We start from the raw sequence: 23,367 nt of genomic DNA, 5'->3' as shown, positions 1-23,367 counted from the left end.
TGTTATTATCATGAAACATATATAGTGCTATAATAAGCTTAAATCTTTAACCGGAAGAAAAGATAAGGAGGGTAGCAATGCAACAACTTATTACTAGCGATACATTTTTATCGCCAATTCTCATTTCTTTAAAAGTCGCTACAGTTGCAACATTCCTTAGTCTTATCATCGGTATATCGCTGCATTATTTTATAGGCACCAGATCATTTCCAGGGAAATCTATTTTAGAATCTCTCATAATGTTACCTATGGTTTTACCTCCCACAGTCGTCGGGTTTATATTATTAATAATATTTGGAAAGAAAAGTATAATAGGAAGTTTCATCGAACAACTCTTCAATCAGCCAATAATATTTACAATATATGCTGCTATTCTTGCATCAACACTCGTCGCACTGCCACTCATGTATCAGTCACTTAAAATTGGAATCGAACAAGTACCTCAAACAATCATCAATGCTGCAGTTGTAGACGGCGCAAGAAAAAGACAGATTTACTCAAATATCATCTTACCGCTTGCTAAGCCTGCTTTACTGACCGGCATATTATTATCCTTTGCCAGAGCAATCGGTGAATTTGGAGCCACGCTTATATTTGCAGGTAATATTCCAGGCATCACCGAAACAATGCCAACAGCAATCTATGTCGCTATTGATAATAATGATATGACACTTGCCTGGGGATGGGTTGCAATTATGATCATACTTTCTTTCCTGTTGATGATGACCACACAGTTACTTAGAAGATAGCTTTTCTCTTAAGAAATATTGACAGTACTTTAACATATAAATCATAAAAATTCAAAAAAATGAAAGAGACAAATTTGTCTCTTTCATTTTTTAATTATCTTAATTTACCCTATTCTCACAGCTGCCGGTTTCTACAACTTCTTTCGCTGAATTTAAACCACCTTCAACTAGATTCATAACTGCTGTTTCAGTATAGAATGCAATATGCTGCGATACTTGTACATCTTCACGTGCGATTAACTCCAACAATACTTTATCTTCAATTTCTTTATCTCTGAAATCTTTTGGGAAGTATGGCGCTTCATTTTCATAAGTATCTAATGCAGCAGCTGCCACTTTGCCTGAATTTAATGCATCAAGTAACGCTTTAGTATCGACAATACCACCACGTGCAGTATTGACGATATAGACTCCGTCTTTCATTTTAGCGAATAAATCTGCGTTGAACATATAAGTATTATCTTTTGTAAGTGGCATATGAATAGAAATTAAATCTGCCTGACGTACCACTTCTTCCAAAGTATCTGTATATGTTAAAAATGCTTTAGCATCTTCATTTGGATACAGATCATAACCAATCACCTTCGCTCCAAAACCATTAAGAATTCGTCCTGTAATACTACCAATTCGACCTGTACCGATAATTGCCACCGTCATTGAACGCATTTCTTTACTAATAATCGTTTTATTCCATGTAAAGTCATGCTCTCTTACTTTACGCTGGATCTTTTCAGTATTTCTGATAATATTCATCGCTGCGGTTACTGCATATTCAGCAATTGCATTGGGTGAATAGCTTGGTACATTCGAAATGATTAATCCATGTTGTGTGGCTAAATCTAAATCAAACATATCGAAACCTGCTGAACGTTGTGCAATTTGTTTAATCCCTTTATTTGCTACTATTTCATATAATCTATCATCAAATTGCGCTGTCTGACTCGTTGTCACAGCATCGTAACCATCTAATAAATCTACCGTTTCCATTGTTAATGGGCCATCATTAAAAGTTACTTTAACATTTTCTTTTTGTGCCCATGCTAAGGCTGCTTCTTTTTCATCTTCTCTAGTACCATACATTAATATTTTCATGCATCAATCCACTCCCTATTCTCCAGATTGGAATTTGAACACTTCAGGACTATATATTTTAAATTTAAGGCATAAAGTATTCACGATTAATCCTGTAATAACAGGAATTACAATATAAGCTAATGCAAGTATACCTAAATTTAATCCTATATTTCCATCCATAAACTTCAATGCATTAATCGGACCAACTAATCCAGAGTAACCAAATCCTGCTGAAGCCGGAGTGCCCTGAATAATGAAAATGGCACCAGCCAATCCACTCATCGCAGCTGTAACTGCAATCGGTAAAATGATGATTGGATATTTAATTAAGTTTGGCATCATCATTTTCATCGCACCCATTAATATCGCTAATGTAATACCAGATTTATTTACTTTAAGAGAGCCAATAACAAGCATTGTAGCTGCAGCTGCTACACCTAAATTCGCTGCACCTGACGCCATACCTGAAATACCTATAGCCATAGCAATCGCAACTGTAGATATTGGAGAAATGATTAAAATACTGAATACAATAGCGATAAGCACACACATTAATACAGGTTGTAGATTTGTAAAACTATTGACCAACTGTCCTAAAGTACTTGTAATTAATTTAACATATGGCAATGATAATATACCGATGAGTCCTGCTAATCCACCGGCGATAATCGGTAATAAGATGATATTTAATGAACCTAATCTATCTTTAATCCATAAAATAATTAAGACTGAAATTGATGCTGTTAACATCGTATTGATTAAGTCACCTATACCTACTAACATCCACGCTTTATCCTGGAATACTGCAGCACCACTACCAACGAATGCTGCTGTTCCGACAATTACAGTTTGTAATGGATTTAATTTAAACTGCATCGCAATCAGTACACCCACAATTACAGGGACTGTAAACTGAATACCAACAACTACATTTAACAATGTGCCGAAAAACGGATGAAACTGCATTAAATACTTAAATAATTCCCCTAGAATTGCATTTGGAATTAAACCAACCACGATTCCTAACGCAACACCATTTAAAACTTTGAATAAAAACGATCTAGCTGTGAGTTTTTGCTGAACTTCTGTCATGAAAATGACCTCCCCATTCTTTCATTTTATATTTATTGTTTCATAATCAATATTTTTAATATCTCCTACGCCATTAATATATCATCTTGTGAATATATTCACAAAACAATTTTTATTATAGTTCTATTCATAAAATCTATAGTTAAAAATTAGTTTTTATACCATAATTACTTTATATTACTTTTATTATCACGCTGCGACTTGAAATAAAATCTATTACTCTGTAGACTAAAGTTAATACTATATATTAAAGGAGACTTACATTATGTCTAAATCAACACCACATATTAAACCGGAAAACAATCCAATCGCAGAAACTATTCTTTTACCAGGAGATCCTTTACGCGCAAAGTTTATCGCTGAAACATATTTAGAAGATGTTGTTCAATTTAATGAAGTGCGTAATATGTTTGGTTATACAGGAACTTATAAAGGGAAAAAGATTTCAGTGATGGGGACAGGAATGGGAATCCCATCAATCGGTATCTATTCATATGAATTAATTCATACTTTCGGTGTTAAAAACTTAATTCGCGTAGGTTCATGTGGCGCAATGCAGGAAGGTATTAATGTATATGATGTAATCATCGCTCAAGGTGCATCAACTGATTCAAATTATGTAGCACAATATGGGTTGCCAGGACACTTTGCGCCAATCGCTGATTACAGTTTATTAGCGCGTGCGAAAAAATTAGCTGATAAAAAAGGTGTTCCAAACCACGTTGGTAACGTATTATCATCAGATATTTTCTACAATGCTAACAAAGAAGCTACTGATAAATGGCGTTCAATGGGTATTTTAGCTGTTGAAATGGAATCTGCTGGTCTTTATATGAATGCAGCTTACGCTGGCGGAGATGTGAAGGCATTAGGAATATTTACAGTAAGTGATCACTTATTAACACATGAAGAAACTACACCCGAAGAACGTCAAACTTCATTCACAAAAATGATGGAAATTGCTTTAGAAATCGTAGAATAATCTTTAAACATATTCTTAAATACTTTTTTCTTTATACTAAAAGCACCTTGATACAAATGTATCAAGGTCTTTTAAACTATTATTCTGAAACGTTATCCTGTCTTTCTTTTACTTTTTCAATTTGCTGGTTTACAAAGTCCACAAATTCCTGTGCATCACCTTTTGTAATATTCGTCATCGGGATACCACCCATATGAAAATCTAATAACACACCTTCATCAGTTATAGATGCATCATTCATTTCATTATAACCTACAACACGCTCATAAACTTTCTCACCCATATCGACATTCATAAATAATCTTTCATTCGTTGTAATATATGCACCACTAAATTCAGATGTCTCTCCGACTTGAAAATGCACAGTCCCATAAATCTCTGGTCCTAATAGTTCATTTGGGAATAATTCAGATGCTGTAATTTGTCTAAACTTGTTCATCATGTCACTCCTAAAAGTTCTTCATTTATTTGTTTATACCCTTTAAAGCCCCTGATAATCATTATGAATTGTAATAAAAATCTAAATACTATGCTTAAAATTATCATATATTTTGAATTTATATATTACATTACGTTAAAATAGTATTTACTAAAACTATTGGAGTGACGATATGCAGGAATGGATTATGAAAGTTATGGAACAGTTCGGATACTTTGGTGTATTTTTTTTAATATTACTTGAAAATGTTTTTCCTCCTATCCCATCAGAAGTAATTCTAACATTTGGCGGTTTTATGGTTGACCAGTCTCCAAAACTCACATTCATAGGAATGCTCATCGCTTCAACACTTGGAGCAGTAATCGGAGCTATTATTCTTTATTATGCCGGACATATACTTGGTCTTAGAAGAATTGAAAAAATTGTAGATAAATACGGCTTTATATTGCGACTTGATATTCATGATTTACACAGTGCAAATAAATGGTTTCACAAATACGGCTATACCGCAGTATTTTTATGCCGATTTGTTCCTTTGATTCGCAGTTTAATTTCCATCCCTGCTGGTTTGAGTCAAATGTCTATCGTTCCATTCGTTTTGTATACGACAGTCGGGACACTCATCTGGAATGCAGTCTTAATATATCTTGGTATGGTGTTAGGTCAGAACTGGGAAGTTGTACTCCACTATTTCGACCTTTATTCTAATGTGTTTTATATTTTAATGGCGGTTATCATTATCGGGGGCATTATCTGGCTCTATCGCAGAAAGAAAAACTAAATATTTATATGCTTCATTTTTAAATCTTTAATGTTTATAACAGCATTAAAATATCATCCATTACTATTTATAAAAAATAAAATTATAGCTATTTACACATTACTGTGTTAAGATGATTTCAATGATATTTATTCATAATTTGAATAAATCAACAAATGAATATCCTAAGACTTATGTCGAAGGGGAGTAGCTCAAGGGGAGACCCTAAGCGTAACGTCGTCATTACGAAGTTTTGGAACTTCCGGCGTTATGGAACAATTATTGTTCAGTGAGACCTTTGCCAATATATTTGGCATGGGTCTTTTTATATTCATTAAAATAAGGAGGAATTAAAGTGGATCCAAGTATTTTAATGGCGTATGCATGGGTAGTAATTGTTTTAATCGTTTTGGAAGGGTTACTTGCAGCAGATAATGCAATTGTTATGGCGGTAATGGTAAAGCATTTACCGGAAGAACAAAGAAAGAAAGCTTTATTTTATGGTTTAATGGGAGCATTTATCTTTAGATTTATCTCATTATTCTTTATTACATTCTTAGCTAAGTATTGGCAGATACAAGCACTTGGTGCAGCATATCTAATCTTTATGTCGATAAAGAGTTTATATACTTATTTCAAAAAGAAAAACCATGTCGATGATGAAAGTGTTCCTGATATTGCAGAAGAAGAAGCAATGCCTAAAGGTAGTGGTTTCTGGATGACTGTTCTGAAAGTTGAAGGTGCAGATATCGCATTCGCGATTGATTCAATGTTAGCTGCAATCGCAATCGCGGTTACTTTACCTAAAGTTGGTCCTGACTTCATGGGACTTAACGCTGGACAGTTTACGGTAATGTTTATCGGAGGTATGCTTGGCGTTGTGTTAATGCGATTTGCCGCAACATATTTCATTAAAATCCTGGAAACATATCCTGGACTTGAAGCTGCAGCATTTGCGATTGTAGGCTGGATTGGTATCAAACTTGTCGTACTTGTATTAGCGCATGAATCGATTCATGTATTACCTCATGACTTCCCTCACTCATTACAATGGCAACTGATCTTCTGGGGGGTATTACTTTCAATCTTAGTGATTGGTTTTGTTACAAGTAAACGTGGACAAAGTCATCAACATTAATGATCACTACGCATCTGAATAATATAAGACTAGGGAATCCCCTAGTCTTTTTATTATATTTTCTATAATACAATAGTGATAAATATACTGAACGGAGATGATTGTATGCCAGTCGGACCATCACTAAGACAACTACATGCACATAAACAAATTCACGATACAGGGTTAGGCCTTGCTGTGAATATGACAGATGAATTGATCAGAACCTATCAAAATGGTACGGAAGATGAAGTCATTCAGGAAGTAATCGCTCTTGTTGATTTCTGGGAATCACGCGTCATAAGTCACGCGGATGCTGAGGAAGAAGCAGATGGTTTCTACACAGAAGTGGAAAATAATAATCCTGAACTACATGATAAAGTACAACAACTCACACGTGATCATGATATTATGCGCCAAGTCGTGGCTAAGATTAAAACACAAATGGAGAACGAAGGGTTCTCCACTCAAATTATCGATTATTTTAGAAGTTTAATTATCGTTAACGAAATTCATTCACGAGACGAAGAAGCATTTTTACTGAAAGATTAATCTCTGACTAACAAGCAAGAGTGGAACTGAATTGTTCCACTCTTGCTTGTTTGATGTAATAAACACCTATAACAGTGTATTTACATGCTCACCTAAGAATGTGATATATATTTTGTCATCTTCAATTCTGATGTAGCCCGCTTCAATATAATCATTTAATACTTCATCTAAATCATCTGGTGATAATTTAGCTTCACTATGTGCACATATATTGCGCAGTTGACAGAGTGTAATTGCATCTCCTTCATGAAATTTAATCGTATGGACAATATATTTAAATAATTTCACTTCTTCAACTGCTTGCGCGTACTCTTCTTCGAGTTCTTCTTCTTCTGCAATTTCTCTTAAAATTTCTTCAGAAGACATACGTTCCTGTTGTATCGCTGGTTCAAGTACCACCTCTACAGAATCCGTATGATTTTGTTCAATTTCTGCTTTGTCATACACCGTCTCATTTTGAATAAGTTCTGTACGTTCATCAATTAATAAAGATAACTTCTCTTCTTCATTCATCCTTTTACACCCCATTTTATCGTTAATTTATTTTATCATGAATTTGAGATGATTGAAATTCACTCTAACTAGTGGTAGGCTTAATACAGAATTAAATATTTGCTAGGGGTGCCCACAACCGGGCTGAGAGGAAATGATTTCCGACTCTTTGAACCTGACTTGGTTAGAACCAACGTAGGGAAGCGTGATTGAATTTTAGTGTTTTTAATTATACTAATTCCAACACCCACTAGCTTATTTTAGTTAGTGGGTGTTTTTTCGAGGTGAAACGTGTGTTTATCATGATTACATCGTCAAAACCTTCAATCACCGTTCTCAATCAAATCATCCAGGTTCATGATGAAATAGATGGCGTTATTTTAAGGTTTGATGCAGCAGAGAAAGATATTATTCATTTCATAAATCAGCTGATAACAAGAATTCCTAAAGATAAAATTATCGTGCATAACAATCCAAATATTTTATTTGCATGTCATTTAACGAGAATTCACTTTAAAGAAAGTAATTCTGAAATAGATGTCTTTAGAAATGATTATCCGGAAATACAAGTCAGTCAAAGCGTTCATTCTTTGGCATCAGCCAAACACGCTGAATCGCTTAATCTATCATTTATTTTATTTGGTCATGTCTTCCCTACACCATCCAAACCTGATTTACCACCTAGAGCCGCAGCTCAAATTGATGCAGTCACTCATGTCGATATCCCTGTTATCGCATTAGGCGGCATCAACATCGACACAATAAGACAGTTAAACACTAAATTTTCAGGATTTGCAGGTATCAGGTTATTTACTAATAAACAGGAATTTATTACTGTAAAAAAGGAGTGGTTACTACGTACGACATCGTTGTAATAGGCGGAGGAATTATCGGAGAAAATATTGTGTACGCACTCAAAGACCATACAGATAATATTGCAATCATAGATGATGCACATGGTTATAAAGCAACACACGCTGCTGGCGGTATGCTCGGAGCACAAAATGAATTTACTGAAGATAGTCCTTTATACAGACTCTCTATGCTTGGTCAGCAAATGATGCCTGATCATATTCAGCAACTGGAAAACATGACTGGATTAACTATTGACTTACAACAACATGGATTGCTTAAAATTGCTTCACCTGGAGATGAAGAGAAACTAAAAGCTCAATACTTATTTCTAAATTCAAAACAAGAACAATTTGAGTGGATCGCTTCAAAAGCGTTATCTTCTTACGCGAATGGTTCAATCAGTAATGTGTTTGAACAGGCAATGTGGATTCCTACAGATGGTCAAGTCAATGCCGGTAAATATTTAACCGTTATAAAGCAAGCAAATCAAGATATTCCTCATATTTCAGATTACGTCAAGTCCATTAACTACGTAGATGATAAATATCACTTATCAATAAGCGATAAAACCATCATCTCAGAAAAAGTCATTATTGCTGCAGGATGTAAAAGCGAACCATTACTTAATATGCTTGATATAGACTTTCCGATGCAAGGTGTGAAGGGAGAGGTACTGACGTTACATCATCCTGTTCTTAATTTAAAAGAGACACTATTCCAGACAAACGGACATTATATTGTCCCTAAATCAGACAATCATTATTTGATTGGTGCGACAACTTCACTTGATACAAATCAACAACCGAATGCAGAAGGTATAAAGTGGTTACTTGAAGAAACGTTTAAACTCATCCCGATATTACGAGAAAGCACCCTCGTCAGCATTGATTGTGGTTTTAGACCAGATAGTACGTTGCATCGACCTGTCCTCGATCAATTAGATGAAGGATTATTTGTGGCAACAGGACACTACCGTAATGGTATCTTATTATCACGTATTACCGGAGAATTTATGCGTCAAATGATCTTTGAACAAGACGGTGAACTGTATCAACAATTTCAAAACGATTTTAAGATAGGAGAAATTTATGAAAATATACATTAACGATGAGCCTTTTGAAACAGACAAGACAAATTTATCTGACTTACTCGCAACTTTTACAAGTGATAAAAAAAGGATTGTAGTGCTTGTGGATGATGTTCCCATCGAACAATCTAAATGGCAATCTATCACTTTAAAACCCGAACAAAAATTAGAATTACTAGAATTCGTTGGAGGCGGCTAATATGTTAAAAATAGGACCCTTAGAATTATCTTCTCGTTTAATATTAGGAACAGGTAAGTTTAAAGATGGCGAAACACAAAAACAAGCAGTTGAAATCAGTGAAACGAATGCTTTAACTTTTGCAGTACGACGCATGAGTTTATATGATAAATCACTCCCTAATCCATTAGAGTCTGTAGATTTAGATAAATACATCACCTTCCCTAACACTGCTGGCGCTAAAACAGCTGAAGAAGCGGTAAAGATTGCAGAAATTGCACGTATTGCAGGTATGTGTGACATGATTAAAGTTGAAATTATCGGTGATGATACAACGCTTCTACCAGATAGTATCGAAACATATAAAGCATGCGAAATGCTTTTAGAAAAAGGATATATCGTATGTCCATACATCCCTTGTGATGTCGTCCTTGCAAAAAAATTAGAAGCATTAGGTTGTCATGCTATTATGCCACTTGGTGCACCGATTGGAACTGGCCTTGGTATCAATGATCCGTTAAATCTAAAATATATTATCGATGCGGTTAACGTCCCTGTTATCGTTGATGCAGGTATCGGTTCACCTAAAGACGCTAGTTTTGCGATGGAGCTCGGTGCAGATGCAGTGTTACTCAATACAGCAGTCTCAAATGCAAAAGACCCAATTAAGATGGCTAAAGCAATGAAATATGCCGTACAGGCTGGTCAACTAGGATTTGAAGCAGGACGCATCCCTAAGAAATATACTACCCAAGCATCAAGTCCGATGGAAGGTCTTGAGTTTCTATGAGCGAACGATTTGATCGACAAATCAAATCACCTGGATTCGGACAAGCAGCCCAAGATAAATTAAGCAGCAGCACATTCCTTATTATTGGAGGCGGCGCTTTGGGAAGTACAGTAAGTGAAATGCTTGCCAGAAGCGGTGCAGGACATCTAGTAATTTGTGATATGGATGTTGTGTCACTAAGTAATCTTCATCGTCAAAGTCTTTTTGATGAAGCTGATAGCACTGCTTATACTTTAAAAGTCGATGCATTAGCGTCACACATCAACCGTATAAATAGCAATGTAAAAGTGACTACGATATCTGAAGAAGTGACAGTAAACAATATCGAATCCATTATTGGAAGATATAAACCATTGCTCGTCATTGATGGTACTGATAATTTTGCAACGCGTTATATCATTAATGATGCGTGCCATAAACATAATATGCCATGGATATATGGGGCGTGTCTAAATGTAAATGGCACTGTTTATGGTATAGAAAATCAACCATGCTTAAGATGTATTCTGCCTAATGAACCTGATACCGGACAAGATTGTGCTATTTCAGGCATCATGCCACAAACTGCTCACCTCGTTGCAAGTATTCAAGTTTCAGAAGTAATGCACTATATCAGTCATGGTCATTTTTCAGGAAAACTTACCACAATAGATTGTGAAAAAATGATATTTAAAAGTAGAAATATCGATGCCATACACAACCCTGCATGCCCTACATGTGTAAATAAAGATTATCCAGCACTTAAACAATCTTTATCCTTTGTTACTAAGATGTGTCGCGGAAAATATCAAACGCATGTATCTTCTAATCTGTTTAACACGATTAATGAATATATTATTCATCAAAATGAACATTTTAAATTACTTTCTTTTCGGGAACGTAAGATACATCTCCTCAGTAACGGTCGTATTATTGTATTTGATGTCTATTCAAGTGAAGAAGCTACCGCAGTTATAGAAGATTTAATCAAGCATGCGCAAACATAAAAAGACATATTTTTATATGTCTTTTTTGTTGTATCTTTTTACCCTATTTGTTATATTGATATATACTCGTTTTATATATATTTTCTAAGAAACTTATGATAATTCATAAAATTACTATATTAGTATAAAGAAGGGTTCAAATGAAAAACACATATCAACTATTCTTACATGATTTAAAAAATATTAAACGCGCTCCCAGTTTCATCATCTTACTCATCGGATTATCAATCTTGCCATCATTTTATGCATGGTTTAATTTGAAGTCATCATGGGATCCATATTCCAATACGAAGTATCTCCAAGTGGCAGTCATCAATCATGACATCGGTGCCGAAGTAAAAGGAAAAGAAGTCAATGTTGGTAACCAACTTGTAAACTCTCTACGTCAAAACGATAAATTTAACTGGCAGTTTAAAGATGATTTGAAAGATGCCAATCACAAATTGCGTATGGGTGAATATTACGCGATTATTCACATTCCAAAAGACTTCTCTAAAGATATGACAAGTATATTTCATAAAAAACCAAAACGTGCTCATATCGATTATAAAGTGAATCAAAAAATTAATGCGATTGCACCTAAAATGACCAATGCAGGAGCTACGGCCATTACAGAATCATTAAACGAAAAGTTTGTAGACGCTGCCACAAAAGCACTATTACAGGAAAGTAATCGTGCTGGTATCAAAATAGAGGAACAGATTCCACTTTATCATAAAATTGAGAATGCAGTATTCGATGCTGAACGTGCACTTCCAGATATCGAAAGATTTAGAAAAGCTGTGATTAAAATCGATGAACATCAAGATGATATTTCAAAATATGCTGATGAATTCTACAGTTTAAATCAATATCGTGACAAACTGAATGGTGGTGCTGACAAAATTATTACAGCAAATCAGCATGCATCAGATATCAATGCATTAGGTCAAATGATCGTTAAGCTTAATAATAATTTGCCGCGCATTGAAAATGCTTTACAGAGAGCGAATACAATTGAACAAAAATTTCCGGAAATTAATAATGCGGTCCAACAAGGTATTGAAGCTACCACTAAAGCACAACAGGTTTTAAATCAATCCCAAAATGCTATGCCTAAAGTCCATAATAAGATTAATACAGCTCAGGAAATTAATAAAAAAGGACAAGAAAAGTTAAGTACGGTCGATATTAAACCTGCTCACACCGCACTTCAAAACGGACTTGGCGCACTCTCAACATTAACCGGCGAACAAGCAAATACAACACTGGAAATGTTAGATCAATTGAATGAACTTGCAGCACAAAAGCCAGGAGCAACTGAGACACTGACAAAAAATTTAACAGTATATCAGGATAATATTAATCAAGCGATTCGTTTCAATAATGAATTAATTCGTATTATGAATGACGTTAATGATTTAGGATTTAATACAACTTCGATTTCAAATGAATTGAGTAACGTTAACCAGTCACTCGATGCGCTCAATAAAACAATTTCAAATGCTATATCACAATCTAAGTCAAATCAAGCTGTTAATATCAATAAGGAAGCGATTAATTCAGCACGAACTGCACTTAAAGATTTGAGTACGTTCGCTAATACCACAATGCCGGATATTTTTGATCGAGGACTATCAAACCTAAGTGGTGACCTGGATTCGATTTCACAAAAATTAAACACAGCTCAGTCGTTTGCTAATAAAGTCGACGAGATATTAAATGAAGCATCACGCATTACAAGTGAAGCGAACACAACATTGAATCAAATTAATCAACAACTTCCATCTCTGGAACAACGCTTTAAACAAATTAATCACACAGCACAGACAAATTATCCGTTATTCAAATCCAAAATTGGTCAGGCCAGTAATTTTGTACAATCTGATTTACCAAGTGTATTGAGCGACCTGGAACGTCTTAGTAACTTTGCTGAAAACGACTTACCTGGAGTGTTAAATAAATATGATAATACATCAAAATTATTAAAGAACAATCTTCCAGGTGCGCAAGATGGTATTCATGAGCTCGCTCAATTTGCACGTGATGAGTTACCTGCTATCGAAAAAGATATACAAAAATCTGCTAAAAAACTAAGAAGTTTTGATCATAAAGATACTTTAAATAAGCTTGTGAGCTTGCTGAAAAATGATATGAAAAATCAATCTGATTATTTTGCTAAACCTATTCAACTTGATGAAACTCAAGTATTTCCAATACCTAATTACGGTTCTGCTAGTGCACCGTTCTATACAGCATTAGCACTTTGGGTAGGAGCGTTACTATGTGGTAACTTACTTACTACTGAATTAAAAGATCCGGCGATTAAAGACAAGTTTAGTTTGCGTGAAATATATCTTGGCCGAATGATTTTATTCCTTCTAATCAGTATCGCCCAGGCAATAATCGTCGTACTTGGGAACTTGTTTATTTTAGATGCGTATGCTAAGCATCCTATCTATAATGTGATATTTGCCATTCTCGTTGGACTTGCTTTTACCGTTATCGTCTATACGCTTGTAAGTTTACTTGGTAATATCGGTAAAGCAGTTGCCATCATTATTATGGTATTACAAATTGCCGGTGGAGGTGGCACATTCCCTGTTCAAGTTACACCATTGTTCTTCCAGCGTATACATCCGTTCCTGCCATTTACTTACGCTGTAGACTTACTGAGAGAAGCTGTAGGTGGTATCACCCCTGAACTGACATGGTCAAAACTTGGATTTTTATATTTGATAACAGCCATTATTTTTGCGTTCGGTTTAGCAATGAAACCTAGATTTGAACCTATTAAGAAAGGATTCTATTCTCGAAGTCAGGCGAGTAACTTAGTAGAATAAGCACCCTATTATTTTTAAAATATTGTTGATATAATGGCTTTACATGATTAAAGGAGTTTTTCAAATGAATTATCAGGATAACTTATTATTCAAGACATTCATTACAATAGTGGGATCGTTTCTTATTGCATTTGCGTTTAATGTCTTCTTATTACCTAATGATGTATTGAGCAGTGGAATCGGTGGACTTGCTTTACTATTAAATAAATTATTGCATGTCGATGCAGGTCTGTTAAACCTTTTATTAAACCTGCCTTTATTGATACTTGGATTTATGAAATTAAATAAATCTGTAATGTACAATACAATACTTAGTGTCATTGTTGTTTCATTTTTCCTTACTGTCATTCCAACAGAAAGCATCGCAAATGAACTTTTTGTAAATGTGATTTTTGGGGGTGTAATCGTCGGTATCGGTGTAGGCATCATTCTAAAATATTCTGGTACTACAGGCGGCATGGATATCGTTGCGATGATTATCAGTCAAAATAGCAATATATCTATCGGTCTCATTATGACGATTCTTAATGGCATTATTATTATTTGTTCAGGTTTCTTATTTGATTGGAACCTCGCATTGATGACTTTACTTTCAATATATATTACCGGCAAGACTGTTGATACAATCTTTACATCTAATATTAAACTAACCGTTAATATTATCACTTCAAACTATGAAGGTGTTAGACAAGGACTGATTGATGAGATCTATCGTGGTATAACAGTGACAGATGTTTATGGCGGTTATTCTAACGATAAAAAACACATGATTACAATGGTGCTCACACGTTATGAATTACCTAATGTCATCAAAATCGCTAAAACCCATGATGAAAATTGTTTTATCAATGTTTATGAAACAACCGAAGTGCATGGAAATTTTGCACGTAATCAATAAAAAACAAAGCACACTGTATTCATTTACAGTGTGCTTTTGTGTTCATCTATTATACTTTTAAAAAATTTCATCTCATCTAAAGTACATTGCTTCGCATTCGATCTTCTAATATCCATTTGAAAGTTATGTTGGGCAAAAAAGTCACCTTTACCATACTCTCTGTATATCGTTTTAATACCACTTCTTCTTAAATCAATGAGTATATCCGGAGCTTTACCCACAAGTAAATCGTTTACACTACTCGCTACGAAAGTTGGCGGAAATCGTTTATTGATAAATGGTTCACAGTTAATTTCGCTTTGTTTCATGTGAAAATCTTTACCAACATAATCTTCCATTAATCCTCTCACCATAAAGCGTGTAAATGACTTTTTCTTTGCAATCGCTATATCGATTGCATTAAAGAAACCACAGTTAATCGCAATACCTGACACTTTGACTTGTGGCAACTTCATCTGAAAAAGTTGGTGATATTCAGGATTAGTAAGTATCGTTACATACTGTGCCATAATTTGAGCACCCGCTGAATCTCCTATCATAAATAACTGGTTAATATCTAAATTGTACTGTTCATAGTTTTCATGTAACCAGTGCATACATTCATTAAGCTGGACAATTGGTGTAGGATATTTCAGCTTTGGTGCTAAGTCATAATCATAACTTATTACAGCAAAGCCATGCGACGCGAGGGTCATGCAATATGCTTCATATGTTTCTTTTGTAGAATAAACATATCCCCCACCATGAATATTAACAATGATTGGATAACGTTCCTTCCGATGATACGGATAATAAATATTCAGCGTGGCATTCTGTTTACGATTGCTATAGACAACATCTTTTGTAGCTCGAATCCCTTCAGGTTTCTGATTAAAAATATCTTTATATTGATCCATTACCTTTATAAATGTGTTAAATAACATTGATTGCATCGTCACGCTTGTCACTCCATTATTTATCTTTTAATAACGCGTTGTCCTTAGAAGTTTTCTTTTGAGTAGGCAGCAAATCATTTAAATGCTTACCTTTTGAACCTTCGACTTTCATCTCTACACCACTATTATACGCAGCACGTGTAATGAGATGTCCAGCGACAGGACTTGTTAAATATAAGAAAAATATACCGAGCAACAACCGAAAGCTCACATAACCATCATTGACGATAAAATAAACAAAAACACCGATTAACGTAAGTAATACAGCAAGTGTGGAGCTTTTTGTCGCTGCATGACTTCGTGTATAAACATCTTTAAATATCAATATGCCTATTGCGCTAATAAGTGCCATAATACTACCTACAAAAATAACAATCGAAAGAATAAGATTGATGCTATCGTTTACGTTCAAAGATAACACCTCGCTCGATAAATCTTGATGTTGCGATTGTACTGATAAACGACAATACACCAATAATTAAAATCGCTTCTAAGAATAGCGTCGTATCCATGATTAAACATATAATACTCACACTTGACATGACCATCGCACCAATACTATCGAAAGCTACTACTCTATCCGGTAAAGAAGGTCCAGCAATAACACGATATAACACTATCATTATAGCAATACCATATATTACGAGTGCAGCTTGAATCAGTATCATATTCATGTTTCTCCTACCTCCTTAATAACGCGTTCATAGCGTTTAATAGATTTTAATAATTTCATATTTTCTGATGGTGTCGCATGCAATGTATGAATAAATAATTTCTGATTATCATGTGATAAACGAAGCACTACTGAACCTGGTGTTAATATAATCAGCATCATTAAACTTGTAATTTCCCAGTTCTTCTTCATTGATGTATTATATGTGACAACCCCCGGAGCAATCTTATGCGGAATAAATAAGATGTGATACATCGTTGAAAGACTTGAGCTCATCAGTTCATAGTTGAAGATTACAACAAGCTTTAATAAAATCATTAACTTCCATAAATAAAACTGATGTCCGAAAAAGCGATGTATGATGTAGAGAATTATAATACCGATTAAATATCCTTTTATAAACGTCGATAAATAGATTTGATCTTCATCAACCATAAGCACCCAAATCATAGCAATAAATAAATTTAATACAACCTGTGCGATAATCTTATCCTCCCATCATGACATTTTCTATATATCGATCGTAATGAATTGCTGATAAATGTTGTTGTAATGGTGCAGCAAAAATAGAAATCATACATGTGATGACTAAAACCACGCCAATGACAGTCAACTTCTTACTATATGGTTTATTTAATGCATGTCTTTGTGCATCGGTCAGCTGAACACAAGATCCATCCTCTTCTCCAAAGAACAATGTGATAAACATACGCATCATCGCAAACATTCCTACGAAAGTCCCAATAACCATTACTATTGCATAACCTAGTGGATGCGCATCCATACCAGCTTGCAGTATCAATAATTTCCCCGGAAATCCTCCTGTAAACGGCATTCCTCCTATCGCAAATACAAAAAATAGCACAATAATGGCGGTAGCTTTAGCATGATAAAATAATCCTTGTTTATATTTCATATTGATAAGGCCAAATCTTTTTACGATGAGACCTGCTAAAAGAAATAAACATGATTTCACCAACATATCATTTAACGTATACATCACTGCACCATCTATACCTTTTTGACTAAATGTAGAAATACCATAATAGATGATTCCTATAGATAAAATAATCTGATAACAAAACATCAATTTAATTTCTTTATATTTAATAACGCCTAACATACCGATAATGACTGTAGCAGTAGCCATATACAAAATAATCGATGACAACATGGATTGATAAGGTACAAAGATTACTGTCGTTGTTCTTATCATCGCATAGACGCCTACCTTAGTTAATAGCGCCGCAAAGACTGCACCAATTTCGTAAGACAACACACTATAAGATCTCGGCAACCATATAAATACCAATAATGCTGATTTTAAACTGAATACTACGACAAATAATAATACGATGACGGCATGCTCAGGAACAAATCCAGCTTCCTGCATTCGCATTCCTAAATGAGCGAAATTTAATGTACCATATACGCGATACAAAATGCCTATTCCAATCAGAAATACCCATGAACCAATTAAATTTAATACAACGTACGTAATACTCGCCTTAAACTGATATTTTTTCTTACCGACAACAATTAATATAAACGATGACAGTAACATGACTTCAAACATTACAAATAGATTAAAGATATCCGCAGTTAGGAAAGAACCATTTACACCAGCAAGAATAAATAAAATAAAAGGTACTGTTAAGTCTTTGAGTTGGTTAATATATTGGAAATATAGCACAACAATCACTACAACGATACTCACAATAACGAACAACAAACTCATAAGATCCCCATAAAGCTGGATGCCGTATGGTGCACTATAACCACCTAAACTTAAAATAATAGGTTTTTTTATAGATGAATAAGCTAAGACAATAGTAGTAATTAAACTTATAGATAATGTAGCAATAGCAATGGTATATATTCTTTTGTCCTTTAAATACGTAAATACACCCAATAATATAGGAATCAATACAGGTACAATCAATAAATTACTCATCTGTACCTCCTAAACTATCAACTTGATTATCTTTATTCATTTGATAGTTTCTATATACTAAAACTAACAACAATGCGGTTGTGGCAAAACTAATGACAATAGCTGTTAAGATTAAAGCTTGTGGCAATGCATCTACATCTGGGTTATTCTTTTCTACAAAAGGTAAATCCGTCCCTGGAAATGACATTGATATTAAATATAAATGTGCTGCATGGCTTAATATGCTTGTCCCTAATACAACACGTATTAAATTTTTAGATAACACAAGATTTACACCAACATATACTAAGGTTGCAGTAATAATGGTAAGTATCGTCATTTAATATCACCACTAATCGATAATAATATCGTCATTATCACTCCGACAACCGTTAATAATATGCCAAATTCAAATAATGTAACGCTTGATAAATGAACTTCGTTCAATATTGGTAAGTGAATGTATATATCTTCATGATTTAAAAATGCATGTCCAAAGAATATAGGTGCAACCATAACAAATAATGAAATAATAATACCTATCGAGATGAGTTTATGAAATTCGAATGGAAGTAATTTTCTTATCCGTTTAGCATCAAACGTCAGAAACATTAATATAAATGCCGAACTAAAGACCAAGCCTCCAATGAAACCACCACCTGGTGCATTATGTCCATTGAAAAAGATATAGAAGCCGAATGTTAATATAATTACTATTACTATTTTAGAAATACTCTCAAGTAACAAATCATTTTCCCTCATGTGTAGCTCCTTTCTTTAATATTGTATATATTCCAAATCCAACAATCATAATTACAACACCCTCGAGCATCGTATCAAACGCGCGGAAATCACCTAAGATTGCATTAACGACATTTTTTGCACCTACTAACTGGTAACTATTATTATAGTAAGCAGAGATAGTCGCAAATGAATCCATTTGATTGCTTCGAATCATGATTAAAAAGATGATGGTAGCAATGGAGAAAGCTATACCATGTCTAAATACTTTATATATCAATGAAGATGTTTCTTTCTTTAGATTCGGTAAATGATAGAAACATGCTAAGAACAACACCGTTGTAATTGTTTCGATAACAAGTTGTGTTAATGCTAAATCAGGTGCTTTCAGTTCCATAAATAAGATAGATACACCATAGCCTACCAATCCAGTGAGCACTACCGCAGTCATTCTGCTTTTCACAACTAATAATCCTAATGCACTAATAATCATAATTAATCCGATAATCATCGTAAATATAGTAATTTCATATTTTATCGACCATTTTATATCCATAGTCATTAATAAGTTAGGTAATATTAAGATGATAATAAAGAGATATACGTATAACGCATAAACATTTAAAGTCCCCCTCATTACCAATGATAAAATCTTAGTTGAGACGTTATCTTTTGTTCTACCTATAAAGTCGTACACTTTGTTTAATGACACATCGTTAAACTTATCGTAAATTTTACGATACACGCCAGTATATAAAACTATAAAACCAGCAGCGAAAATGAACATCGTTATAAATAATGGCGGTGTAAAGCCATGCCAAGCAGTAATATGCTTAAGCTTTAATGCTGATTGCTCTTGTGCAATGGGTTGTATCAAATGATGCTGGATAATGTTTGGAATAAAGAAAATAGAAATGGTTGCGAACGTTAAAATAATACTGCTCATATATATGAGTGGTTGTTGTGCTTTTATCTTTATTGATTGCTTACCCATAAATGGTCTGATTATTAATACGAAAGAATAAATAAAAGTACCTATACTCCCCAGAATAGCGATGATTAATAATATAAGTAAACTCAAATGTGCATCGTTGATTTCATATAATGCTGTGATAAACAGCTCTTTAGATAAGAAACCACTTAAAAAAGGTAATCCTGCCATCGAGACAGCTGAAATAAGCATCGTAGCAAATACAATAGGTAATTGCTGTCTCAGGCCAGACAATTGATTCATATCACGTGTACCTGTTGCTAAATCTATAATACCTGTGCCCATAAAGAGCGTTGCTTTATAACAGGCATGACTTAATATAAGAAGGATTAAAGCGCTGTACGCTGTACCTCTCACTCCTTCTGAAATCACCGTATGGGGTAATGCAATCACGCCTATGAGTACAACCATCATACCTAGCTGACTAATTGTCGAGTATGCCAGCAAGGCTTTCATATCATGCTTTGAAATAGCAATAAAACTTCCGATAAACATCGTCAAAATACCAACTGAAATGATCACTCCTGTAAGCATATGATTACCACTATAAACAGGTAACAATTTAATTAATAAATATATTCCTGCTTTAACCATTGTTGCCGAATGCAGCAATGCACTGACTGGTGTCGGTGCCTCCATTGCGTCAGGTAGCCAAATATGGAAAGGAAATTGTGCAGATTTACTAAAAGCACCCATAAAAATTAATGTCATACTCATGATAAATAATGGATGATTGGTAAGTTCAGTTTGAGTTAATATGTCATCAATCTGTGCAGTACCAGCAATATGATTTAAGGTTAACAGGCCAACAAGCATTAGGCTTCCACCTAAGATGGTAATAACAAATGATTTTAAAGCACCCAGATAAGAAGTTTTTTTAGTAAAGTGAAATGAAATAAGCAGAAATGAAGCTACGCTCGTTAGTTCCCAGAAAAAATACAATATAATCGTATTATTTGCTAGAACTACGCCGTACATCGCAATAATAAAAAGGATGAGACTACTATAAAAATATGTATGTCTTGCATATTTTTTCATATAAAAAATACTATAGAAGAGAACAAGGATACTGATCATTGAAATGACTACAAAGAAAAAGTAGGACACAGCATCAACTTTTAATGAGAACATAAGTCCCGCTTCAGGTATCCATGAAAACGTATTTGCTGTATGCTTTGGTGTTATCATCATAAGAATCATCGCAATAACGGGATATAGTAAAGCGACAATTGCAGTGAATGGTTTTGCTAAATGCTTCTGAAATAATTGTATGAACAATATCATACAAACACCGAGTAAAATAATATTAAAAAGCATCGTTCACATCCTTTACAAATTTATTTGGATTGTTTTGTGATCTGGTGGATTAACATCAATAAATCGATATGTTTCTGACTTAGTATTATGACCTAAAATATGCATCAAATCAAATATGTGAATGCCTTGGAGATACGCATGATATGCAAATGTTTTCTTTAATGCCTGAGGACCGATCGAATGTTTACAACCTATTGCAGTTGATGCCGCACTTAATATTCTATGAAACTGTTGCCTTGTTAACGGAGATTTCGTCTTCATCGATTCAAAGATATAGTCATCAGGTGACTTTGTTGCAACAAATCGCTTTAGAATACTGCTATCTTCTTTGTTTAAATAGATGGTATAGTCGTTAACGATAAATTGATAACAACCATCTTTAAAAACAAGATCACGATACTTTAATTCTAATAGTTCTTGTAATTTCATAGGTATATTGATACCAAGTACAAACAATAGATAATCTCTTGTACGCTCATTCAATAAATAAGTCTTCATCATGTGAATTTCATGGGTCGTTTTTATTGGTTGGGATTTAATCATGTCTCCTCCTATGTTACATAAAAATAATAACATATATTTATGTAACATTAAAAAATACTGCTCAAAAATATAATATTCAAATAAAAAAGTCCAGATAAGATTGATATATCTCATCTGGACTTTGTACTTCGTCATTTCGTTATTTACTTTTAACTTTATTTTTAAACCCCGAGCAAGATTGGTGTAAGTATCGGGATAATCACTACAACAATTACACCTACAATTACGAGCGCGATACTTGCCATTGAAGTTTCTGTTTCACCTAATTCTGTAGCAGCAGATACGCCTAATGCATGACCACTCGTTCCTAAAGCAAGTCCTCTTGCAATTGGATTACTAATTCTGAAGAAGCGGAGCATCTTATTACCTAATGCATAGATGATCACAGCATTTAAGATTACAGCGAGTGATGTTAATTCCGGAATACCACCGATACCATCTGAAACTGGTAAGGCGATTGCAGTTGTAGCTGCCTGAGGTAACATAGAAGCAATAATTTCTTTACCAAATCCGAATAACTTCGCTACACCATATATACCAAAGATAGCGCCCGTTGTTCCTAACGCAATGCCGCCAATAATATGTAACCAATATTTTTGTAATACATCACGTTTTTTGTATAACGGAATGGCAAAACAAATTGTAGCTGGCTCTAAGAAGAAACTAATAATACTTCCACCTTTGTTGTACGTATCAAAATCAATGCCGGTAATCGCTAGAAATGCAATGCCAAAGACCATTCCTACAAACAATGGTGCGAATAAGAAGAAGCCATTTGATTTTTTAAATAATATTTGTCCGATAACAAATGGTACGATTGTAAGTAATATCCCAAAGTATACTGTATTCACTCCTAAGTGATCTAACATTGTCATGATTAACGCACCTCAGCTTTACGATAATTTTTTACTTCTTTTTCATTTTTTACAGTTGATTTCTCTTTACGTTCAGTTGTCATAACAATCATTTGTGAGAAGAATCCTGTACATAATAATAATAATAATGTTGAAATGAAGATTAATCCGATGATTAAAAATGGATGCTCACTGATAAGACCGAGTGATTTCACAACCGAAATACCTGCAGGAACGAATAATAATCCGATGTTATCCGTTAATGCTGTACCTACACGTTCTACTTGTCCTAATTTAACAATACCTGTGCATAAGCATATAAATAATAATACGAGTCCAATTACTGATGCAGGCATCGGTATCGGCATAAATGATTCGATAATCTTAGAAATAAGTAAAATTACTGATATCACGATGACTTGATGAAAAAAGTTATACGTTTTATTGTTTGTCATTGTAATGACCTCCCGATATTTATCTTGAGTTCATCATACAACGAAAAATAAT

General features: G+C 34.2%; 27 protein-coding genes and 1 riboswitch. Of the genes, 12 read left to right on the top strand and 15 right to left on the bottom strand.

The window, feature by feature from the left end; translation table 11 throughout:
* Window positions 1-77 precede the first annotated feature (77 nt).
* Window positions 78-749 carry a molybdate ABC transporter permease subunit gene (modB, locus tag BHU61_RS08615; RefSeq protein ID WP_111716179.1) on the top strand — a complete coding sequence of 224 codons (672 nt, stop codon included), beginning with the start codon at window positions 78-80 and terminating at the stop codon, window positions 747-749.
* A gap of 99 nt (window positions 750-848) precedes the next feature.
* Here the strand turns inward: modB and BHU61_RS08610 are convergent, their stop codons facing one another.
* Both BHU61_RS08610 and BHU61_RS08605 read right to left on the bottom strand, forming a co-directional pair.
* On the bottom strand, window positions 849-1,841 hold the full coding sequence (locus BHU61_RS08610; protein WP_111716178.1) for a D-2-hydroxyacid dehydrogenase: 993 nt from the start codon (window positions 1,839-1,841) through the stop codon (window positions 849-851).
* Between the two features lie 15 nt (window positions 1,842-1,856).
* Entirely contained in the window at window positions 1,857-2,915 is a 1,059-nt protein-coding gene (locus BHU61_RS08605; RefSeq protein WP_111716176.1) for a PTS sugar transporter subunit IIC, read from the bottom strand.
* A 265-nt stretch (window positions 2,916-3,180) separates the two neighbouring features.
* Here BHU61_RS08605 and deoD point away from each other — a divergent pair, with 265 nt between their 5' ends.
* Window positions 3,181-3,897 carry a purine-nucleoside phosphorylase gene (gene deoD / locus BHU61_RS08600; RefSeq protein ID WP_111716174.1) on the top strand — a complete coding sequence of 239 codons (717 nt, stop codon included), beginning with the start codon at window positions 3,181-3,183 and terminating at the stop codon, window positions 3,895-3,897.
* A gap of 79 nt (window positions 3,898-3,976) precedes the next feature.
* Here the strand turns inward: deoD and BHU61_RS08595 are convergent, their stop codons facing one another.
* Complete coding sequence (locus BHU61_RS08595) at window positions 3,977-4,336, bottom strand: PH domain-containing protein (protein WP_111716173.1); 360 nt, start codon at window positions 4,334-4,336, stop codon at window positions 3,977-3,979.
* A gap of 172 nt (window positions 4,337-4,508) precedes the next feature.
* On the opposite strand from BHU61_RS08595, the gene BHU61_RS08590 reads away from it, so the two are divergent.
* The 3 genes from BHU61_RS08590 to BHU61_RS08580 all read left to right on the top strand — a co-directional run bounded on the left by BHU61_RS08590 (window position 4,509) and on the right by BHU61_RS08580 (window position 6,765).
* Window positions 4,509-5,117, top strand: a complete 609-nt coding sequence (locus BHU61_RS08590) for a DedA family protein (protein WP_111716171.1) — start codon at window positions 4,509-4,511, stop codon at window positions 5,115-5,117.
* A 334-nt stretch (window positions 5,118-5,451) separates the two neighbouring features.
* Window positions 5,452-6,234, top strand: a complete 783-nt coding sequence (locus BHU61_RS08585; RefSeq protein WP_111716169.1) for a TerC family protein — start codon at window positions 5,452-5,454, stop codon at window positions 6,232-6,234.
* Between the two features lie 105 nt (window positions 6,235-6,339).
* Entirely contained in the window at window positions 6,340-6,765 is a 426-nt protein-coding gene (locus BHU61_RS08580) for a hemerythrin domain-containing protein (RefSeq protein ID WP_111716168.1), read from the top strand.
* Between the two features lie 66 nt (window positions 6,766-6,831).
* On the opposite strand, the gene BHU61_RS08575 is transcribed toward BHU61_RS08580, so the two are convergent.
* Complete coding sequence (locus BHU61_RS08575) at window positions 6,832-7,278, bottom strand: hypothetical protein (protein ID WP_111716166.1); 447 nt, start codon at window positions 7,276-7,278, stop codon at window positions 6,832-6,834.
* A gap of 94 nt (window positions 7,279-7,372) precedes the next feature.
* Window positions 7,373-7,476: riboswitch (TPP riboswitch) on the top strand.
* 83 nt (window positions 7,477-7,559) lie between these two features.
* Between BHU61_RS08575 and BHU61_RS08570 the strand changes: the two genes are divergently transcribed.
* The 7 genes from BHU61_RS08570 to BHU61_RS08540 all read left to right on the top strand — a co-directional run bounded on the left by BHU61_RS08570 (window position 7,560) and on the right by BHU61_RS08540 (window position 14,873).
* The gene (locus BHU61_RS08570; protein ID WP_242444242.1) at window positions 7,560-8,132 is read left to right on the top strand and encodes a thiamine phosphate synthase; all 573 of its coding nucleotides are present in this window, start codon (window positions 7,560-7,562) and stop codon (window positions 8,130-8,132) included.
* Window positions 8,133-8,161: 29 nt separating this feature from the next.
* Window positions 8,162-9,217: an NAD(P)/FAD-dependent oxidoreductase gene (locus BHU61_RS08565; RefSeq protein WP_242444240.1), complete on the top strand. Its 1,056-nt coding sequence runs from the start codon at window positions 8,162-8,164 to the stop codon at window positions 9,215-9,217.
* Window positions 9,201-9,398, top strand: coding sequence for a sulfur carrier protein ThiS (gene thiS / locus BHU61_RS08560; RefSeq protein ID WP_111716161.1), 198 nt, complete (start codon window positions 9,201-9,203; stop codon window positions 9,396-9,398). Before BHU61_RS08565 ends, thiS begins: the two co-directional genes overlap by 17 nt.
* Window position 9,399: 1 nt before the next feature.
* Window positions 9,400-10,167: a thiazole synthase gene (locus BHU61_RS08555; RefSeq protein WP_111716159.1), complete on the top strand. Its 768-nt coding sequence runs from the start codon at window positions 9,400-9,402 to the stop codon at window positions 10,165-10,167.
* A complete protein-coding gene (locus BHU61_RS08550) occupies window positions 10,164-11,153 on the top strand; it encodes a HesA/MoeB/ThiF family protein (protein WP_111716157.1) in 990 nt (329 codons plus the stop codon). The genes BHU61_RS08555 and BHU61_RS08550 overlap by 4 nt, the downstream gene beginning before the upstream one ends.
* Before the next feature lie 140 nt (window positions 11,154-11,293).
* A complete protein-coding gene (locus BHU61_RS08545) occupies window positions 11,294-13,975 on the top strand; it encodes a YhgE/Pip domain-containing protein (RefSeq protein WP_111716156.1) in 2,682 nt (893 codons plus the stop codon).
* 64 nt (window positions 13,976-14,039) lie between these two features.
* Window positions 14,040-14,873, top strand: a complete 834-nt coding sequence (locus tag BHU61_RS08540) for a YitT family protein (protein ID WP_111716154.1) — start codon at window positions 14,040-14,042, stop codon at window positions 14,871-14,873.
* A 23-nt stretch (window positions 14,874-14,896) separates the two neighbouring features.
* Here the strand turns inward: BHU61_RS08540 and BHU61_RS08535 are convergent, their stop codons facing one another.
* From BHU61_RS08535 to lrgA, 11 genes are all read right to left on the bottom strand, one after another.
* On the bottom strand, window positions 14,897-15,805 hold the full coding sequence (locus tag BHU61_RS08535) for an alpha/beta hydrolase (RefSeq protein ID WP_239242251.1): 909 nt from the start codon (window positions 15,803-15,805) through the stop codon (window positions 14,897-14,899).
* Between the two features lie 19 nt (window positions 15,806-15,824).
* Complete coding sequence (gene mnhG / locus BHU61_RS08530; RefSeq protein ID WP_239242252.1) at window positions 15,825-16,160, bottom strand: monovalent cation/H(+) antiporter subunit G; 336 nt, start codon at window positions 16,158-16,160, stop codon at window positions 15,825-15,827.
* A gap of 43 nt (window positions 16,161-16,203) precedes the next feature.
* A complete protein-coding gene (locus tag BHU61_RS08525; protein ID WP_111716149.1) occupies window positions 16,204-16,482 on the bottom strand; it encodes a Na(+)/H(+) antiporter subunit F1 in 279 nt (92 codons plus the stop codon).
* Complete coding sequence (locus tag BHU61_RS08520) at window positions 16,479-16,964, bottom strand: Na+/H+ antiporter subunit E (RefSeq protein ID WP_111716148.1); 486 nt, start codon at window positions 16,962-16,964, stop codon at window positions 16,479-16,481. Before BHU61_RS08520 ends, BHU61_RS08525 begins: the two co-directional genes overlap by 4 nt.
* Before the next feature lie 4 nt (window positions 16,965-16,968).
* Entirely contained in the window at window positions 16,969-18,435 is a 1,467-nt protein-coding gene (locus BHU61_RS08515) for a proton-conducting transporter transmembrane domain-containing protein (protein WP_111716146.1), read from the bottom strand.
* Window positions 18,428-18,754, bottom strand: a complete 327-nt coding sequence (locus BHU61_RS08510; RefSeq protein ID WP_099579211.1) for an NADH-quinone oxidoreductase subunit K — start codon at window positions 18,752-18,754, stop codon at window positions 18,428-18,430. The genes BHU61_RS08515 and BHU61_RS08510 overlap by 8 nt, the downstream gene beginning before the upstream one ends.
* Window positions 18,751-19,176, bottom strand: a complete 426-nt coding sequence (locus BHU61_RS08505; protein ID WP_111716144.1) for a monovalent cation/H+ antiporter subunit B — start codon at window positions 19,174-19,176, stop codon at window positions 18,751-18,753. The genes BHU61_RS08510 and BHU61_RS08505 overlap by 4 nt, the downstream gene beginning before the upstream one ends.
* On the bottom strand, window positions 19,163-21,463 hold the full coding sequence (gene mbhE, locus BHU61_RS08500; RefSeq protein ID WP_111716143.1) for a hydrogen gas-evolving membrane-bound hydrogenase subunit E: 2,301 nt from the start codon (window positions 21,461-21,463) through the stop codon (window positions 19,163-19,165). The genes BHU61_RS08505 and mbhE overlap by 14 nt, the downstream gene beginning before the upstream one ends.
* Before the next feature lie 12 nt (window positions 21,464-21,475).
* Entirely contained in the window at window positions 21,476-22,006 is a 531-nt protein-coding gene (locus BHU61_RS08495) for a tyrosine-type recombinase/integrase (protein WP_170122513.1), read from the bottom strand.
* A 161-nt stretch (window positions 22,007-22,167) separates the two neighbouring features.
* Window positions 22,168-22,875, bottom strand: coding sequence for an antiholin-like protein LrgB (gene lrgB / locus BHU61_RS08490; protein ID WP_111716242.1), 708 nt, complete (start codon window positions 22,873-22,875; stop codon window positions 22,168-22,170).
* Window positions 22,876-22,883: 8 nt separating this feature from the next.
* Window positions 22,884-23,315 carry an antiholin-like murein hydrolase modulator LrgA gene (lrgA, locus tag BHU61_RS08485; protein ID WP_111716139.1) on the bottom strand — a complete coding sequence of 144 codons (432 nt, stop codon included), beginning with the start codon at window positions 23,313-23,315 and terminating at the stop codon, window positions 22,884-22,886.
* Between the last annotated feature and the right edge of the window lie 52 nt (window positions 23,316-23,367).

The sequence above is a fragment of the Macrococcus epidermidis genome (assembly GCF_003259695.1).
GTDB lineage: Bacteria > Bacillota > Bacilli > Staphylococcales > Staphylococcaceae > Macrococcoides > Macrococcoides epidermidis.
The sequence above is the reverse complement of the archived record's forward strand: the minus strand, read 5'-3'. Positions and strand labels throughout refer to the sequence as shown.

Excerpts from the sequence above, each read along its gene's own strand:
- modB (WP_111716179.1), top strand. The coding sequence starts at position 78 with ATGCAACAACTTATTACTAGCGATACATTTTTATCGCCAATTCTCATT.
- BHU61_RS08610 (WP_111716178.1), bottom strand. The coding sequence starts at position 1,841 with ATGAAAATATTAATGTATGGTACTAGAGAAGATGAAAAAGAAGCAGCC.
- BHU61_RS08605 (WP_111716176.1), bottom strand. The coding sequence starts at position 2,915 with ATGACAGAAGTTCAGCAAAAACTCACAGCTAGATCGTTTTTATTCAAA.
- deoD (WP_111716174.1), top strand. The coding sequence starts at position 3,181 with ATGTCTAAATCAACACCACATATTAAACCGGAAAACAATCCAATCGCA.
- BHU61_RS08595 (WP_111716173.1), bottom strand. The coding sequence starts at position 4,336 with ATGAACAAGTTTAGACAAATTACAGCATCTGAATTATTCCCAAATGAA.
- BHU61_RS08590 (WP_111716171.1), top strand. The coding sequence starts at position 4,509 with ATGCAGGAATGGATTATGAAAGTTATGGAACAGTTCGGATACTTTGGT.
- BHU61_RS08580 (WP_111716168.1), top strand. The coding sequence starts at position 6,340 with ATGCCAGTCGGACCATCACTAAGACAACTACATGCACATAAACAAATT.
- BHU61_RS08575 (WP_111716166.1), bottom strand. The coding sequence starts at position 7,278 with ATGAATGAAGAAGAGAAGTTATCTTTATTAATTGATGAACGTACAGAA.
- BHU61_RS08570 (WP_242444242.1), top strand. The coding sequence starts at position 7,560 with ATGATTACATCGTCAAAACCTTCAATCACCGTTCTCAATCAAATCATC.
- thiS (WP_111716161.1), top strand. The coding sequence starts at position 9,201 with ATGAAAATATACATTAACGATGAGCCTTTTGAAACAGACAAGACAAAT.
- BHU61_RS08555 (WP_111716159.1), top strand. The coding sequence starts at position 9,400 with ATGTTAAAAATAGGACCCTTAGAATTATCTTCTCGTTTAATATTAGGA.
- BHU61_RS08550 (WP_111716157.1), top strand. The coding sequence starts at position 10,164 with ATGAGCGAACGATTTGATCGACAAATCAAATCACCTGGATTCGGACAA.
- BHU61_RS08545 (WP_111716156.1), top strand. The coding sequence starts at position 11,294 with ATGAAAAACACATATCAACTATTCTTACATGATTTAAAAAATATTAAA.
- BHU61_RS08540 (WP_111716154.1), top strand. The coding sequence starts at position 14,040 with ATGAATTATCAGGATAACTTATTATTCAAGACATTCATTACAATAGTG.
- BHU61_RS08535 (WP_239242251.1), bottom strand. The coding sequence starts at position 15,805 with ATGCAATCAATGTTATTTAACACATTTATAAAGGTAATGGATCAATAT.
- mnhG (WP_239242252.1), bottom strand. The coding sequence starts at position 16,160 with ATGGCACTTATTAGCGCAATAGGCATATTGATATTTAAAGATGTTTAT.
- BHU61_RS08525 (WP_111716149.1), bottom strand. The coding sequence starts at position 16,482 with ATGAATATGATACTGATTCAAGCTGCACTCGTAATATATGGTATTGCT.
- BHU61_RS08515 (WP_111716146.1), bottom strand. The coding sequence starts at position 18,435 with ATGAGTAATTTATTGATTGTACCTGTATTGATTCCTATATTATTGGGT.
- BHU61_RS08510 (WP_099579211.1), bottom strand. The coding sequence starts at position 18,754 with ATGACGATACTTACCATTATTACTGCAACCTTAGTATATGTTGGTGTA.
- BHU61_RS08505 (WP_111716144.1), bottom strand. The coding sequence starts at position 19,176 with ATGAGGGAAAATGATTTGTTACTTGAGAGTATTTCTAAAATAGTAATA.
- mbhE (WP_111716143.1), bottom strand. The coding sequence starts at position 21,463 with ATGCTTTTTAATATTATTTTACTCGGTGTTTGTATGATATTGTTCATA.
- BHU61_RS08495 (WP_170122513.1), bottom strand. The coding sequence starts at position 22,006 with ATGATTAAATCCCAACCAATAAAAACGACCCATGAAATTCACATGATG.
- lrgB (WP_111716242.1), bottom strand. The coding sequence starts at position 22,875 with ATGTTAGATCACTTAGGAGTGAATACAGTATACTTTGGGATATTACTT.
- lrgA (WP_111716139.1), bottom strand. The coding sequence starts at position 23,315 with ATGACAAACAATAAAACGTATAACTTTTTTCATCAAGTCATCGTGATA.